The organism is Terriglobus roseus, from assembly GCF_900105625.1.
In the GTDB taxonomy this organism is placed as follows: domain Bacteria; phylum Acidobacteriota; class Terriglobia; order Terriglobales; family Acidobacteriaceae; genus Terriglobus; species Terriglobus roseus_B.
On the sequence record NZ_FNSD01000001.1, the window covers coordinates 710,903 to 725,184 of the forward strand.

Sequence of the window (14,282 nt, forward strand, 5' to 3'; positions counted from 1 at the left end):
ATCCTAAGTGTGTTGCTACACCCTCCAGCACACACATCCCGTTGAAAGGAAACACATGCGTTACCTCTGTACTCCCTTTGTGTTGCTTGCACTCTTCTCCACACTTTCTCTGCCGACACTTCACGCACAGGCTGCTAATCCCGATGCCGGCATCGTGGGAGATGCTCCCGACCTTAGCCCCGCTGCTCTGGTCAACGCAGCGTGGACCCGTCTTGAGAACGGCGTAACCGGCACCAAGAATACGGACACGCGCATCGCCGCCATCAGCGGTCTGTCGCTGCTCGGCGGCCAGGCTCGCGCGGAACGCCTGGTGGGCAATGCCATGCACGATCCCGATATCGACGTGCGCCTTGCCGCTATCGTCGCTGCAGGTGAAATGGCGAGGAACGGGTCGCGCGAATTCCCTACCGAGATTCGCAACCAGTTGAACGACGCCGACCCCAAGGTCGCGTTCACTGCAGCCAGCACGTTGTGGAAGCTGAACGATCCCTCCGGCGAAGACATCCTGCTCGCCGTTGCACAGGGTGAGCGCTCCGGCGACTACAACTTCTGGAAGGGCAGCAAGCACAACGCCAGCCGCACACTGCACAGCCCCTCAGCGCTTGCGAAGATCGCGGCGCAGCAGAGCATGGTCATCCTGGTGCCGCCCGTCGGCATGGGCATGGGAGCTTATGGCTACCTGAAGAGCACCGGCGGCACATCGCCTCAGGTCACTGCGATTACGCAGATCGCCAAGGAACACACTGATCCTTCGAAGAAGGCTCTCATTGAAGCGACGAAGACGAAGGATGCCGGCGGACGCCTCGCAGCCGCCGAAGCACTTGCCACCTACACCGGGATGGACACACGCGATGCTCTCCGCGCCCTGCTGACGGACGGTAAGGACAACGTGCGCTTCACTGCGAGCGCAGCCTACATCCACAACGTCGGCACGGCCGCCACGACGGGTGCAAAGAAGAAGAAATGACAAACAAGGAAGCCATCGACCGCTTTCGCCGCATCGCTCTCGGTCTGCCCGGCGCAGCCGAGGGCAGCCATGCCGGGGCCGTCGACTTCCGCGTCAACCATCGCATCTTCGTCACGCTCGCCTACGCGGCTCGCAACCAGGGCACACTCAAACTCACCCTTGGCCAGCAGGCCGACTTCCTTGCAGAGCGAAGCGACGTCTTTGAAGCCGTTCATGGCGGTTGGGGCCGCATGGGCATGACCTTTATCCGGCTCGACGCGGAAGAAGACATCCTCATCGGCGCCATCACCACGGCCTATCGCAATGTAGCGAGCAAGCCCCTGGCTAAGAAGCGCGCCACGAAGAAATAACAAGCGACTGCTCTGGAGAGATCCTCCTTCCAGAAGCCTAGAATCGCATCTGTGACAAGTCTCTTCGAACTCTTCAAGATCGGCATCGGCCCCTCCAGTTCACACACCGTTGCTCCCATGCGCGCAGCACTCGCCTTCCTCCGTGGCCTGCAGCGCGGCAAGGTCTTTGACCGGGTGACACGTGTTCGCATCGACCTCTACGGATCGCTCGCACTCACGGGCATCGGGCACGGCACAGATTCCGCCGTGCTGACCGGACTCGCGGGTGAGACACCAGACACGATCGAGCCCGCGCGGCATCAAGCCATCCTGAAGGAAGCGACTGGCGGCTCACTCACACTCAACGGCTCGCGACAGATCGCCTTCGTGCGTGAGCGCGACCTTCTTTTCCATAAGAATCAGATGTATCCCGATGCGGACCTGCCAACGCATCCCAACGGTGTCCGCTTCACCGCCTTCGACGAGACCGGCACCACGCTGGCCGAAGAGGTCTTCTACTCCATCGGTGGCGGCTTCATCGTCACAGCCGAACGCTTCTCTACCAGCGGCGCGGCAACGCCAGAGTCTTCACGCGTGATTCCGTACCCATTTCGCAGTGCCGCCGAACTCCTGGAAGTTGCAGCAGCGAATAACCTCACCATCGCGGATCTCGTTTTAGCCAATGAGATCGCGATGCTCGCCGATGAGAAGATCCTTCGCCCGCGCATCCCCATGACGGGCGACGCACACACCGATGTTCGCAATGGCATCCTGGCGCTGTGGGCAGTGATGGCGGACTCCATCGAACGCGGCCAGCGCAACGACGGTATCCTCCCCGGCGGCCTCAGCGTGCGGCGCCGCGCGCCACGCCTGACTGCGCGCCTGGGACAGAAGCCTGCAGGGGATCCGCTTGGCCCGTTGGACTGGGTAACAGTCTTCGCGATGGCGGTGAACGAAGAGAACGCCGCCGGTGGTCGCGTCGTCACATCTCCTACGAATGGTGCAGCCGGCGTCGTGCCCGCAGTCGCGCGCTACTATCGCGACTTCATCGCGAACGCAGATGACGACGGGCTCCTGCGATACTTCCTTACCGCCGCTGCGATCGGCATCCTGTACAAAGAGAACGCTTCTATCAGTGGTGCTGAAGTTGGTTGCCAGGGTGAAGTCGGCGTTGCGTGCAGCATGGCTGCTGGTGGCCTGGTTGCCGCGCTTGGCGGTACGAACCTGCAGGTGGAACATGCTGCGGAGATCGGGATGGAACACAACCTTGGCATGACCTGCGATCCCATCGGCGGTCTTGTGCAAATCCCCTGCATCGAACGCAACGCGATGGGGGCGGTGAAGGCCGTGAACGCAACGCGCATGGCGATGAACGAAACCGACGAGCACAAGGTCTCCCTCGATCAGGTGATCAAGACGATGTACCTGACCGGCCTCGATATGCAGTCGCGCTACAAGGAAACGTCTCTCGCAGGGCTCGCGCTGAACATCATCGAGTGCTGACAAAACCATGATGAACACTGGTGATTCGCGATGGTGAGAGATTGCATCGCAGACCATCGCGGGCTTCCCTTCGCGTCGTGAAAGTGAAGCACGTCTCGTTGAGCGTCGTGCGCGGCGTGCGTGTTGCGCAACGTGTCCTGCGCCGCTTGAAAGAAATGGACTCAAGCAAGAGGATGCCTTCGCACTTTTTTGTTGACACTCTTCTCACGTGCTTCTATACATTCGTTAGCTGCACAACACGTTGCAGCGCGCATGTCTTCTCACTCAGGGAGAGTAGAGCGACGGCACAATGCAAAGCGGTGGCAAAGGCCGCAATGCAACAAGGCAAAGCAAGTCTCATCGGGGAGCGCGCAAGCGCTCCCCGACTTGCGTTTGCAGCAAGCTCCTAACACGGGTTCTTCCCTTTGCGAAACGAAGACGGGAACGAAGTCTCGCAGGGTTGTGGCTCCTTCGTGCGCCATGTTCGAGGCGGCGAGAGTGCTTATGATTCGAAGGACTTGTCTTTCGCTTGACCATCACGACACCACCGTCATCGGCTGAAGCTTGTTCCAAGGACGCTCGATATCGCACAGGCGTAAGCTGTGCCCTTCCGCCCCTCTGGCTTTTATCCATCCGCCCACACTCTCGATACACTGCTACTGATGACGCGCCGCAGATGGATCGCCGACCAGTGGAACAATAACCGTACCGAAGCCTCGCTCCTCGGCGATCAGGCCACACACCTTGCGCGTGTCCTGCGCGCACAGCCGGGACAGATCTTCGATGTCGTCGCCGACGGCTTCCTCCACCGAGCTGAAGTTGCCAGCGTTCACGAAGACAAAGTTGTTTTCACATTGCATGAAGAGCATGAAGCGGACTCTGCTCAGCCCGTGCGACTGCTCCTTGCAGTCTTCAAGTTCGACCACCTGGAATGGGGTATCGAGAAGGCGACCGAACTTGGTGCGGCACGCATCACGCCGGTGCTTGCACGCCGCACGGAAAAGCACCTGGCTCTTGCCGCGGCGAAGCGTGTCGAGCGCTGGCGTCGCATCGTGCGCGAGGCGTCGCAGCAGTCGCGCCGCAGCGATGTACCGGAGGTCGATGACCCTGCGACCCTGAAACAGTTGCTGAAGTCGATTGATGAGCCGGTGAAGCTGCTGCTCGCGGAGACGGAGGAAGAGAACACGCTTCGCGCTGCATTGGAAGCCGCACCGCAGGGCTCCAGCATCGCGCTCGCGATCGGCCCCGAAGGGGGATGGGCGCCGGATGAGATGCAGCTCTTCCGCGACAGCGGCTGGCAGCACGTCACACTTGGCCCACGCATCCTGCGTGCGGAGACCGCTGCCATCGCGGCGCTCGCCATCACCTCTGCCTTGCGGTCGTGAAGATCCAAGGCGAGAAGTTCCTCAGAGGCTAAAGCCTGACTTCCCGGCAACAGAAAAGGCATGGCTGAAAGCCATGCCCATCGGAACCGTTCCACCTGCGATGCACGACCTGAGGCGTTGATCGCCCAAAGCAGCTACTCTTCGTGGACGAAGATCAATCCCATCGCAACCACCAGGCATAAAACACCGCCCGCCAACGGCATGGCATGAAACGTCCAGTGGGGCGGATGACCAAAAGTCACCTCGCCCCATCCGGGCTCGCGTACCGCGCCGAAGCGCAGCAGCAGTGTCATGCCTAAAAGCGCGAGGGCGAGTTGTCCGATTCGCAACGCCATTGACTTAGCTGAAGATGTCCTTCACGCGATCCATAATGCCATGTGAGGTTGGTGCGTTGTCCACCTTCATGGTGTCTGCAAGTTGCCGCAGCAGTTCTTTCTGCTGCTTCGAGAGCTTGCCCGGCGTCTGCACACGCACCTCCACGATCAGGTCGCCCTTGCCGTGGCTGTTCAGGTGTGGCACACCCTTGCTCTTGATGCGGAAGGTCTTGCCGCTCTGTGTGCCTTCCGGCACCTTCAGCAGCGCGGAACCTTCCAGCGTCTCGATCTCAAGCTCATCGCCAAGCGCTGCCTGCGGAAAGCTGACCGGCACAACACAATGCAGGTCATCACCATCACGCTGAAAGAACTTGTGGGCCTTCACGCTCAGCACCACGTACAAATCGCCGCTCGGCCCGCCAAGCTTGCCTGCCTCGCCTTCGCCCTGGTACCGGATGCGTGTGCCATCTTCCACGCCTGCCGGCACCTTCACCGTAATGGTGTGCTCGCGCTGCACACGGCTCTCGCCATGGCAGGTCTTGCAGGGATCGGTGATGGTGACGCCGCTGCCTTCGCATTTGGGGCATGCGCGAGCTACGGAGAAGAAGCCCTGCTGGTACCGCACCTGTCCCGCGCCGCGGCACTGTGAGCACGTTGCCGGCTGCTTGCCGTTGGCGGAACCCGTGCCGTTGCAGTCATCGCACGCTTCGCTGCGCTTGATGCGGATGTCCTGCTCCTTGCCGAAGACCGCCTCTTCAAATTCGAGAGTCATGTCATAGCGAAGGTCGCGTCCACGCTGCGCGCGACTGCCCTTGCGCGCGCCGCCGCCACCGCCGAACATCTCGCCAAAGATGTCGCCAAAGATGTCGCCCAGATCCTGCGGATCGCCGCTGAAGCCGCCAGGAAAACCACCGCCCTGCGGAGCTCCGCGACCACCGCCAAACGCGTCGTGACCATAGCGGTCATAGGCGGCACGCTTCTGCGGATCGCTGAGGACACCGTAGGCCTCGGAGCACTCCTTGAACTTTTCTTCTGCCGTATGATCCCCGGGATTTCGGTCCGGATGGAACTGCATCGCCAGCTTGCGATACGCAGTCTTGATCTCCGAATCGGACGAGGTCTTTGTGACCTGCAATATCTCGTAATAATCAGCCTTCACCGTGGCTCCTGCCAAAGCTATCTCCTCAGCTTGCGACGCGATTCGTGCCGGCGCATGTTGCGAAACACTGCTCCTCACCAAGGCACCATGAGGAGATAAAAGTACGGTACGCGGCGGGCTTGTGCCATGCCGTAAGCCGCAAAATTAAGCTGCGTGCGTGCTGCTGTTCACCGCGACGCGAACCAGCGCGGGGCGCAGCAGGCGTTCTTTGATGCGATAGCCACGACGTACCTCGTCGACCACAGCGCCGTCCGGGAACTCGGCCGTCTCGACCGATCCCAGTGCTTCCATGGAACGCGGATCGAACTGCTGACCGGCGGTCTCGACGGCAACCACGCCCAGGTTGCGGACGGCATCGTCAAACTGCTTCGCAATAAGCTCAATACCCGCACGAAACTGCTCCGGCGATCCCTGCGACTTCAGCGCAAGATGGAAGTTATCCAGCACGCCCAGGAAACCTTCCGCCGCGTTGCCCACCGCGTAGTCACGGAAGTCCGCACGCTCTTTCGCTTCACGCTTGCGAGCATTATCGAACTCCGCCTGCAGCCGCGCCATGCGGTCGATCAGCTGGTCGCGCTCGCCCTTGATCTGGTCGAACTCTGCCTGCGTCACCGTAATTACCTCGGCATCGCTGGCGGCCATCGTCTCATCGGCCTCAGCAGCTGCCATCATCTCGGCGTCGGTCGCCGCTTCTGTCTGTTCTGTTCCGTTCATGCCCATCCACTTCCTGTATCGATCTGAAATCATGTCCTGCCCTGCTCTGCCAGCCCGCCACGCAGCCATCGCGTGAGGTGCGCCAGCCAAACCCAACTCTTATGATTGCCCGGCAGCGTCCGCGGATTCTCCGCCCACCGACTGCGCAAACAACTGCGCTACATACCCCACTGCATTGATGGTGTTTTCGTAGTGCATGCGCTGCGTCCCAATGACGCCCACCGTCCCGCGACGCGTCCCGTCCACCATCGCCGGCGCCGCAATCAAGACCAGCCCCTGCATCTCCGGCGCACGTTCCTCCATATCGAAGACCACACGAACGCTCCGCTCATGCGAGTCGACATACGCCGTCAACAATGTCACCAATCGTTCCTTCGCTTCCAGCGCCGCCAGCATCTCGCGCAGACGCACACGGTCTGTATCGGCACCACCCAGAAGGTTCGACACACCCTCGATATACAGCGTTTGCTCCGAACCGCGATCGTCCGGCACCACGCGCGACCAAAGCTCTTCCGCCGACTGCATCATCCGCTGATACTCACTGCGCTCACGCTCCGCGCGCGACAGTATCTCCGAACGCACACGCTCCACGCTCCAGCCACGGAAGTTCTCGTTCAGATAGCGTGCGGCACTCTCCAACTCACTCGTTGCAAGATCGTTCGCCAGCAACAACACGCGATCGCGGACCGCTCCACTGCGCGTGACAACGACTGCAAGCACCTTGCGCTGCGCCAGCCGCTGAAAGTGCACGTGCTCCAACTGGTCGCCGGCCTGCACCGTCGCCAGCGCAACACCCACACTGCTCGACAGCAGGGCCAGTACCTGCGACGTGCGTTCAAGAAATGCGTCGGCACCAGCGACACCAAACAGATGCGCGTCAATCTGCGTGCGCGACTGCTCCGGCAGCAGCCTGGGGGCGATACGATTTGCTCCGCGGATCTGCTCCACGTGCAAGCGGAAGGCGCGCGCCGTCGGGATGCGTCCCGCCGAAGTGTGCGGCTGCTCCAACATCCCCGCGTCTGCAAGCTCCACCATGGTGTTGCGCACCGTTGCAGAACTCAGGCCGCTGACGCTGGCAATCGCCTGCGATGCCACGGGCTCGCCCGTCTGCACGTACAGCTCAATCGCCGCAGACAGAATCGCCCGCTGCCGCGCGTGCAACTCCCAGCCGGTCTCGCGCAGATCTGCCATACAAATATTCTAACGCGGCTCTTTGCAAAATATGAGTCTGCAAGACGCAGATGTCCGACAACACTCCCGGCTCCTTCAGGACGACTTAAGCGGTAGCGGCTACGCTGGCACCATCGCACGCTGACAAATTCAGGGAGTTCCCTTTGCGCCTTCCAACGCCGTCCACCTCGCACCGCCTTTGCACAGCGGTCTTTCTACCCCTGCTGACGATCAGTGCGCTGTCGGCCCAGTCAATTCAGCTGCAGTCACCGAAAGAACGCATTCTGCTCGCGGAGCTGCCACGCATCGACGACCTGCCGGACGCGCCGTCCGCCGCTTTCCTGCAGGCAGCTCAAACGGTTCCACTCCAGCAGCGGCCGCAGCCGGGCGCCGAGCCTTCAACCTCAGCGCCTCCGTCACTGGACGACCTTGGACTCGCACCCGCCCAACAGCGCGCCGACCCTGACCTGCAGAAGAAGCTCGACCGACGGACGGAGATGCTGAAGATCCATCAGCGGCTCGGCATCATTACGCTGGCGCCGCTCGCCGCCGCCTGCCTCAGTTCCGCCCTGGCACCGCCAGATCCCCGCAACGGCAATGGCAATACCGTAGGCAGAGACATCCACCTAAGTCTGGGCTCGCTTGCCGTCATGTCCTACGGCGCAACTGCGTATTACGCGATTCGCGCGCCGAAGATCGACGACGGTCATGCGCGCGGCGGCATCAAGTGGCACAAGTACCTGATCTACGTGCATGCGCCGGGCATGGTGCTGACGCCGATCCTGGGCGCCATGGCCTTCCAGCAAGCCAACAATGGCGAGAAGGTCCACGGCATCGCGAGTGCGCACGCCGCGGTCGCGTGGACCACCGTCGCCTCGTACAGCGCGGCGATCCTTGCCGTCTCCTGGCCGCTCACACACAAGAACTAAGGACAATCCATGCGACTCGCGCCCGCACTGCTCTGCCTCTTCGCCGCCACAGCCGCGGCGCAGACGGATCGTACCTGGAAACTGACAAAGGCCTCGCTGACCTATCACATGTCGCACCCGGTGCATGAGGTGGATGGCACCAGTCACTCGGCGCTGGGCAAGGGCGTCTGCCACGCCGGCACATGCGACTTCCTCATTGCAGTGCCGGTGAAGACCTTCGACTCCGGCGATTCCAATCGTGATCTGCACATGCTGCAGGTCACGCGCGGTGCAGAGTTCCCGCTGGTCACCGTTCGCGTCCGTATCGCGGAAGATCGCCTTCAGCAACCAACACTGGATTGCGATCTTGAGGTCACCTTCTCGGGCAACACCGCGCACTACGCACATGTGCCGTTTCAGCAAACGGTCACAGGAGAAGACCACCACATTACGGGGACTGTTCCAGCGACCGTCGCCGACTTCAAAATCCCGCCGCCCTCGTTCCTGATGATGCCCATCAAGAACGAGATCCCGATCAAAGTTGATATGACCTGGCGATGACGCCTAGCTGATTTCGAGGACGTCCTTCGACTCTTCCAGCACGTCGTCCGCGCGGTCGATGACTTCCTTCGCAATGTCGAAGTAAGCCTTCGCGCGAGCATCCTCCGGTCCGCCGAGAGCCACCGGCAGACCGCGATCGCCACCCTGCCGGATCGCCGGATCCAGATCGACCGATCCCAGGAACGGCAGGTTGTACTGGCGAGCCGTCGCAGCCGTGCCGCCTGCGCCGAAAACGTCGAGGACCTCCCCGTTCGGCAGACGCATCTGCGACATGTTCTCAATCAGGCCGAGCACTTCCACATTCACCTGGTGGAACATCTCCAGCGCCTTGCGTGCATCCTGCAGCGCAACGCCGCTGCCAGTCGAAACGACCACCGCACCCGTCAGCGGCACCGTCTGCACCAGCGAGATGACGACATCGCCCGTGCCCGGCGGCAGATCAACGATCAGGTAATCCAGCTCGCCCCACTTCACCTGCTGCAGGAACTGGCGAATGATCTGGTGCAGCATCGGTCCGCGCATTACCAGCGGCTTATCGCCGGGCGAGATCAGGCCCACCGAGATGAACTTCACGCCAAAGCTCTCCAGCGGTTCCATCATGCTGTCATCGGTCACCGAAGGCTGACGCGTCTGTCCCATCATCATGGGCACATTCGGCCCGTAGATGTCCGCATCGATCAAGCCCACGCGGTGCCCCAGCTTCGCCAGCGCAATTGACAGATTTACCGCAACTGTCGTCTTACCAACGCCGCCCTTACCACTGCCCACTGCGATGACTGCGTGAATTCCCGGAAGTGCTTGCGGCCCCTGCTGAGCCTGTCCTGCCTGTGCCATAACCTTTTACCTTCTTGTTCCTATGGTATTGCTTCGGTGTGAGCGGACAAAACTGGTACACTCGCGTCGCGGAGGCGACGACGCATGACGAATCTGCAGCTTCTGCTGGCTATTGGGATGCCCAGCCTGCTGATTCTTGTCATATCGCACTCAGCCGGACCAACCTCTCCTCGTTGCGGTCTGACGTCACGGCACACCGCGCCGAAATGATTCAAATCCGCGTTGACATCAATCGTGACATGACGCAGTTGCGCGATTCCATCCATCGCGACACGATCTCCCTGCGCGAGCGAGTCGCGGTCGTCGAAGCAGAAAACACTTAGCCCCGCACAGAATGCGGACTCGCAGCTAAGCGTGCCAGTCCATCGTCAGCACCTTGCGAAGCTCGCGCTTGCGCGTCGTCTCTTCCGCACGATTCTCCCGTCGCCGCTGCGCATCGTCATAGCGCCGCTTCTGGTGTTCCGTCTCCGGGATCACCGGTTCCACGGGCACGGGCGTTCCCGTCTGATCGACCGCGACGTAAGTCACGTAAGCCGTCGAGACGTGGCGCAACTGCCGTGTCTTGGGGTCTTCCACCATGGCCTTCACGCCTACTTCCATGCTGGTCTTGAAGGCGCGATTCACGCTCGCTTTCAGGATCAGCAGGTCGCCGATGTGGACCGGCGCAACGAAGTCCAGGTGATCCATGCTGGCCGTGACCACTGCGGTGGAACGAGCATGGCGGTACGCCGCAACGGCGCCCACCAGGTCGATAAACTGCATCAACCGGCCGCCAAACAGGTTACCCAGCGAGTTCGAGTCGCCGGGAAAGATCACCTCGCTGCGCTCTGCCTGCGAGTCGAAGACCGTTCTGTGCTGTTCATCCATCGTTGTCCAGTGTACTTCCGCGCCATTTGCTTCCGGCGGCCATTCGGGCGTCCAATAGCCCCATGGACAAGATCGCGATGCTCACCGAAATCCTCGCCGCAAACCCCGCAGACAGTTTTGCCCGCTATGGCCTGGCCATGGAGCACCTGTCGCAGGGCAACAACGACGCGGCACTCGCCGAGTTCACAGCCACCACCGAGCACAATCCCGACTACGTACCCGCCTACCAGATGAGCGGACAGACGCTGGCCAAGCTGCATCGCAATGACGACGCCGTGGCTCGCCTGAAAGACGGCCTGGCCGCCGCAGCCCGCACGCGCAACACGCATGCCGCATCCGAGATGCAAGCACTGCTGGACGAGTTGGAAGCGTAAGGCCAGGGACGCGTACTTCGGTGCCTGTGGACGCGCCGAAACCGGCCGGTTGGATCTGGTAGGCGCGCGAAAGCCATCGTGGCTTGCGACCAAACCGGCCCGGCACCACTCATATACTCATACCGATGGCTAAACAGCATTCGCTCCCGTCCGATCTGCCGCAAACGTTAGGTGCACTCCGCACGTCCGCGTGGACCTTTGAGCGGGTCACGCGCTCCGTGAAAGACGAGCTTCGCGAAAACCTCATAGCCAAACTGCGCGCAAAGGAGACCATCTTCCCCGGCGTCGTCGGCTATGAAGATACGGTCGTCCCGCAGATTGTCAATGCTGTGCTCTCGCGCCATAACTTCATCCTGCTGGGTCTGCGCGGGCAGGCGAAGAGCCGCATCCTGCGCGGCCTGACCACGCTGCTGGATGACGTGGTGCCCTACGTCGCTGGATCAGAGATTCGCGACAACCCGTACAAGCCACTCTCGCAGTACTCTCGCGACCTGATCGCGGCCAAGGGTGACGCAACGCCCATCGCATGGCTCACGCCGGATGAGCGCTACGTCGAAAAACTTGCAACACCGGACGTCACCGTCGCCGACCTCATCGGCGATGTCGACCCCATCAAGGCAGCGCGCAGCGGCGAACAGCTCTCGAGCGAGCTGACCATGCACTACGGTTTGCTGCCCCGCGCTAACCGTGGCATCTTCGCCATCAACGAAGCACCCGATCTCGCCGGCAAGATCCAGGTCGCGCTCTTCAACATCATGCAGGAGGGCGACGTGCAGATTAAGGGCTACCCCGTCCGCCTGCAGCTTGATGTCGCCATCACCTTCTCCGCCAATCCCGAGGACTACACAGCCCGCGGCAAGATCGTGACACCGCTCAAGGACCGCATCGGTTCCGAGATCCGCACACACTATCTCGACTCGCTTGAGCAGGCTATCTCTGTCACTGAGCAGGAGGCGTGGTCCACCCGCGCCGCACTCGACATCGACGTCCCCCGCTATATTCGCGAGACGGTCGAACAGATCGCCTTCGTTGCGCGTGAAGACAAGCGCGTCGATAAGCGCTCCGGTGTCTCCCAGCGTCTGCCTATATCCGTGATGGAACTCGTCATCTCCAACGCAGAGCGCCGCGCCCTCACCCACGGCGAGACCGTCGCAGTCCCCCGCATCGGCGATATCTATACGTCGCTGCCGGGCATTACTGGCAAGATCGAACTCGAGTACGAGGGCGAAATGCGCGGCGCCGACACCGTCGTTCGCGACATCATCCTCACAGCAGTCAAGCGCACCTTCGACGGCTACTTCGCAGAAGCCAACACACAGCAGATCGAACAGTGGTTCAACCTCGGCGGTACGGTGCAGCTTTCGGACGCGGTCTCTGCCGAACAGTCACTCAAAGAACTGCAGCAGATCCAGGGACTCTTCGATAAGCTGAAACCGCTGTCACTCGAGAAGCGCGCCGGCAACGAAGCCCTTGTCTCCGCAGCCGAATTCCTCCTCGAAGGCATGACCGCCCACAAGCGGATCAGCCGCAACGAAGAGCGCAGTTTCACCGCCAGCGAGAAGCAGACACGCAAAGAACGCGCGCAGAACTTTGGAGAAGACATCCGCGACCGCGAGCGGGACGACTACCGCAACCGCTCCAAGCGCGGCTTTAACTAAGCACCCTTCACATCGTCTGTCATCTTGAGCGAAGCGAGAGATTTTGACGATGTCCGCACCACCACACTGGCCCGAGGCTTTCGGGGAAAACTCCGGGACCGCAGGGCAAGTCCACCAACGTCCGATCAACCGCGTGCACAAGCTGACTCGCTGACTTGCTGACTCGCTGACTAGCTGGCACCCATGAAGCGCACACGCTACACGAAATTCAACGGCAACTTTGCGGACGGCATCGGCCTCGATGACCTGATGGAAGCGCTCAGCGACTTCATGCTTGACTCCGGCTTCCAGGATCCCTTCTCGCAGTTCCAGGAACTCAACGGCGAACACACGCTTGAGAACCTGCGCGAAGCCCTGAGGCAGGTGATGGAGTCTGGCGACTTCCTCGACGAAGAAGCCCAGCAGCAGTACGACGACATGAACGAGCAGCAGCGCGAACAAATGCTCGACACCCTCGTCGAACGCATGCAGGCCGGCGACTACATCCAGCAGCAGGCTGGCGAAGCCTCCGAGATGCAGGGCCAGACGTCCACCGGCGAGATTGCGCAGCCCGCGCCGCCACAGGGCGAAGCCCGCTTTCACGTCACCGATAAGAGCATGGACTTCCTCAGCTACAAGTCCCTGCGCCACCTGCTCGGCGGCATGGGACGCAGCGTCAGCGGGCGCCACGACACCAACTACGAAGCCAGCGGCATCGAGTCCAGCGGCAGCACGAAGCAGTACGAGTTCGGAGACGTCATGAACCTCGACGTCAACGCCACACTCTCAAGCGCCATGCAACGCGAAGGCCTCACGCTGCCACTCAACGTCGAGTACGGCGACCTCATCATCAACCAGAGCGAGTACCAGTCATCCTGCGCAACCGTGGTCATGCTGGACTGCTCGCACTCGATGATCCTCTACGGCGAAGACCGCTTCACGCCCGCCAAGCGCGTCGCCATGGCGCTCTCGCACCTCATCCGAACCCAGTTCCCGGGCGACTCGTTGCACCTGGTTCTCTTCCACGACTCCGCAGAAGAGCTGCCCATCCAGCAGGTCGCGCGCGTGAAGGTCGGCCCGTACTACACCAACACCCGCGAAGGCCTACGCCTCGCCCGCCGCATCCTGTCGCGCAGCAACAAGGACATGAAGCAGATCGTGATGATCACGGACGGCAAACCCTCCGCGCTCACACTCGACGATGGCCGCATCTACCGCAACGCCTTCGGCCTCGACCCCATGGTCATCGCCGAAACGCTGGAAGAAGTAAGCCGCTGCAAGCGCGCCAACATCGTCATCAACACGTTCATGCTCGCGCAGGACTTCGCACTGATGCAGTTCGTACAGAAAGTAAGCGCCATGTGCCGCGGCAAAGCCTACTTCACCAGCCCCGACAAGCTGGGCAGTTACGTCCTGCAGGACTTCATGAACCGCCGCATGAAGACGATCCACTAGCACTCGACATCCAGCGCACGGTTCACACGACACACACGGCTACGCGATGGCACTACGCAGGCGGTGGCACGATGCTCGCGCACGAGGCGGCCGTTGGCCCGCTACACTCGCCACCACTGCGCACCC

General features: G+C 61.5%; 16 protein-coding genes. 10 read left to right on the plus strand and 6 right to left on the minus strand.

The window, feature by feature from the left end; all coding sequences use genetic code 11:
• The first annotated feature begins 55 nt into the window (after window positions 1–55).
• From BLW03_RS02930 to BLW03_RS02945, 4 genes are all read left to right on the plus strand, one after another.
• The gene (locus BLW03_RS02930) at window positions 56–967 is read left to right on the plus strand and encodes a HEAT repeat domain-containing protein (protein ID WP_074652268.1); all 912 of its coding nucleotides are present in this window, start codon (window positions 56–58) and stop codon (window positions 965–967) included.
• Window positions 964–1,317 carry an MmcQ/YjbR family DNA-binding protein gene (locus BLW03_RS02935; RefSeq protein ID WP_074652269.1) on the plus strand — a complete coding sequence of 118 codons (354 nt, stop codon included), beginning with the start codon at window positions 964–966 and terminating at the stop codon, window positions 1,315–1,317. The genes BLW03_RS02930 and BLW03_RS02935 overlap by 4 nt, the downstream gene beginning before the upstream one ends.
• 51 nt (window positions 1,318–1,368) lie before the next feature.
• Window positions 1,369–2,799: an L-serine ammonia-lyase gene (locus tag BLW03_RS02940; protein ID WP_074652270.1), complete on the plus strand. Its 1,431-nt coding sequence runs from the start codon at window positions 1,369–1,371 to the stop codon at window positions 2,797–2,799.
• A gap of 641 nt (window positions 2,800–3,440) precedes the next feature.
• A complete protein-coding gene (locus BLW03_RS02945) occupies window positions 3,441–4,163 on the plus strand; it encodes an RsmE family RNA methyltransferase (protein WP_074652271.1) in 723 nt (240 codons plus the stop codon).
• A gap of 134 nt (window positions 4,164–4,297) precedes the next feature.
• Here BLW03_RS02945 and BLW03_RS02950 read toward each other — a convergent pair whose 3' ends face one another.
• From BLW03_RS02950 to hrcA, 4 genes are all read right to left on the minus strand, one after another.
• Window positions 4,298–4,498 carry a hypothetical protein gene (locus BLW03_RS02950; RefSeq protein ID WP_074652272.1) on the minus strand — a complete coding sequence of 67 codons (201 nt, stop codon included), beginning with the start codon at window positions 4,496–4,498 and terminating at the stop codon, window positions 4,298–4,300.
• A gap of 4 nt (window positions 4,499–4,502) precedes the next feature.
• Entirely contained in the window at window positions 4,503–5,651 is a 1,149-nt protein-coding gene (gene dnaJ, locus BLW03_RS02955) for a molecular chaperone DnaJ (RefSeq protein WP_170834938.1), read from the minus strand.
• Between the two features lie 129 nt (window positions 5,652–5,780).
• Window positions 5,781–6,350 carry a nucleotide exchange factor GrpE gene (locus tag BLW03_RS02960; protein ID WP_432279812.1) on the minus strand — a complete coding sequence of 190 codons (570 nt, stop codon included), beginning with the start codon at window positions 6,348–6,350 and terminating at the stop codon, window positions 5,781–5,783.
• A 99-nt stretch (window positions 6,351–6,449) separates the two neighbouring features.
• On the minus strand, window positions 6,450–7,541 hold the full coding sequence (gene hrcA / locus BLW03_RS02965) for a heat-inducible transcriptional repressor HrcA (RefSeq protein WP_074652274.1): 1,092 nt from the start codon (window positions 7,539–7,541) through the stop codon (window positions 6,450–6,452).
• A gap of 143 nt (window positions 7,542–7,684) precedes the next feature.
• Here hrcA and BLW03_RS02970 point away from each other — a divergent pair, with 143 nt between their 5' ends.
• Both BLW03_RS02970 and BLW03_RS02975 read left to right on the plus strand, forming a co-directional pair.
• Window positions 7,685–8,449 carry a hypothetical protein gene (locus tag BLW03_RS02970; RefSeq protein ID WP_074652275.1) on the plus strand — a complete coding sequence of 255 codons (765 nt, stop codon included), beginning with the start codon at window positions 7,685–7,687 and terminating at the stop codon, window positions 8,447–8,449.
• 9 nt (window positions 8,450–8,458) lie between these two features.
• Complete coding sequence (locus tag BLW03_RS02975; protein ID WP_074652276.1) at window positions 8,459–8,989, plus strand: YceI family protein; 531 nt, start codon at window positions 8,459–8,461, stop codon at window positions 8,987–8,989.
• 3 nt (window positions 8,990–8,992) lie between these two features.
• On the opposite strand, the gene BLW03_RS02980 is transcribed toward BLW03_RS02975, so the two are convergent.
• Window positions 8,993–9,823, minus strand: coding sequence for an Mrp/NBP35 family ATP-binding protein (locus tag BLW03_RS02980; protein WP_074652277.1), 831 nt, complete (start codon window positions 9,821–9,823; stop codon window positions 8,993–8,995).
• A gap of 38 nt (window positions 9,824–9,861) precedes the next feature.
• Between BLW03_RS02980 and BLW03_RS02985 the strand changes: the two genes are divergently transcribed.
• Window positions 9,862–10,146, plus strand: coding sequence for a hypothetical protein (locus tag BLW03_RS02985; RefSeq protein WP_074652278.1), 285 nt, complete (start codon window positions 9,862–9,864; stop codon window positions 10,144–10,146).
• A gap of 25 nt (window positions 10,147–10,171) precedes the next feature.
• Here BLW03_RS02985 and BLW03_RS02990 read toward each other — a convergent pair whose 3' ends face one another.
• A complete protein-coding gene (locus tag BLW03_RS02990) occupies window positions 10,172–10,690 on the minus strand; it encodes an acyl-CoA thioesterase (protein ID WP_074652279.1) in 519 nt (172 codons plus the stop codon).
• 62 nt (window positions 10,691–10,752) lie between these two features.
• Here BLW03_RS02990 and BLW03_RS02995 point away from each other — a divergent pair, with 62 nt between their 5' ends.
• The 3 genes from BLW03_RS02995 (at window position 10,753) to BLW03_RS03005 (ending at window position 14,156) form a co-directional block, all read left to right on the plus strand.
• A complete protein-coding gene (locus BLW03_RS02995; RefSeq protein WP_074652280.1) occupies window positions 10,753–11,064 on the plus strand; it encodes a tetratricopeptide repeat protein in 312 nt (103 codons plus the stop codon).
• 125 nt (window positions 11,065–11,189) lie between these two features.
• Window positions 11,190–12,722: a magnesium chelatase ATPase subunit I gene (locus BLW03_RS03000; protein ID WP_074652281.1), complete on the plus strand. Its 1,533-nt coding sequence runs from the start codon at window positions 11,190–11,192 to the stop codon at window positions 12,720–12,722.
• Between the two features lie 183 nt (window positions 12,723–12,905).
• A complete protein-coding gene (locus BLW03_RS03005) occupies window positions 12,906–14,156 on the plus strand; it encodes a vWA domain-containing protein (protein WP_074652282.1) in 1,251 nt (416 codons plus the stop codon).
• The last annotated feature ends 126 nt before the right edge of the window (window positions 14,157–14,282 follow it).

What these genes read in the sequence shown, in the direction of transcription:
- BLW03_RS02995 (WP_074652280.1), top strand. Translation starts at nt 10,753, where the DNA reads ATGGACAAGATCGCGATGCTCACCGAAATCCTCGCCGCAAACCCCGCA.
- hrcA (WP_074652274.1), bottom strand. Translation starts at nt 7,541, where the DNA reads ATGGCAGATCTGCGCGAGACCGGCTGGGAGTTGCACGCGCGGCAGCGG.
- BLW03_RS02930 (WP_074652268.1), top strand. Translation starts at nt 56, where the DNA reads ATGCGTTACCTCTGTACTCCCTTTGTGTTGCTTGCACTCTTCTCCACA.
- BLW03_RS02945 (WP_074652271.1), top strand. Translation starts at nt 3,441, where the DNA reads ATGACGCGCCGCAGATGGATCGCCGACCAGTGGAACAATAACCGTACC.
- BLW03_RS03005 (WP_074652282.1), top strand. Translation starts at nt 12,906, where the DNA reads ATGAAGCGCACACGCTACACGAAATTCAACGGCAACTTTGCGGACGGC.
- BLW03_RS02975 (WP_074652276.1), top strand. Translation starts at nt 8,459, where the DNA reads ATGCGACTCGCGCCCGCACTGCTCTGCCTCTTCGCCGCCACAGCCGCG.
- BLW03_RS02935 (WP_074652269.1), top strand. Translation starts at nt 964, where the DNA reads ATGACAAACAAGGAAGCCATCGACCGCTTTCGCCGCATCGCTCTCGGT.
- BLW03_RS02990 (WP_074652279.1), bottom strand. Translation starts at nt 10,690, where the DNA reads ATGGATGAACAGCACAGAACGGTCTTCGACTCGCAGGCAGAGCGCAGC.
- BLW03_RS02960 (WP_432279812.1), bottom strand. Translation starts at nt 6,350, where the DNA reads ATGAACGGAACAGAACAGACAGAAGCGGCGACCGACGCCGAGATGATG.
- BLW03_RS02980 (WP_074652277.1), bottom strand. Translation starts at nt 9,823, where the DNA reads ATGGCACAGGCAGGACAGGCTCAGCAGGGGCCGCAAGCACTTCCGGGA.
- BLW03_RS02950 (WP_074652272.1), bottom strand. Translation starts at nt 4,498, where the DNA reads ATGGCGTTGCGAATCGGACAACTCGCCCTCGCGCTTTTAGGCATGACA.
- BLW03_RS03000 (WP_074652281.1), top strand. Translation starts at nt 11,190, where the DNA reads ATGGCTAAACAGCATTCGCTCCCGTCCGATCTGCCGCAAACGTTAGGT.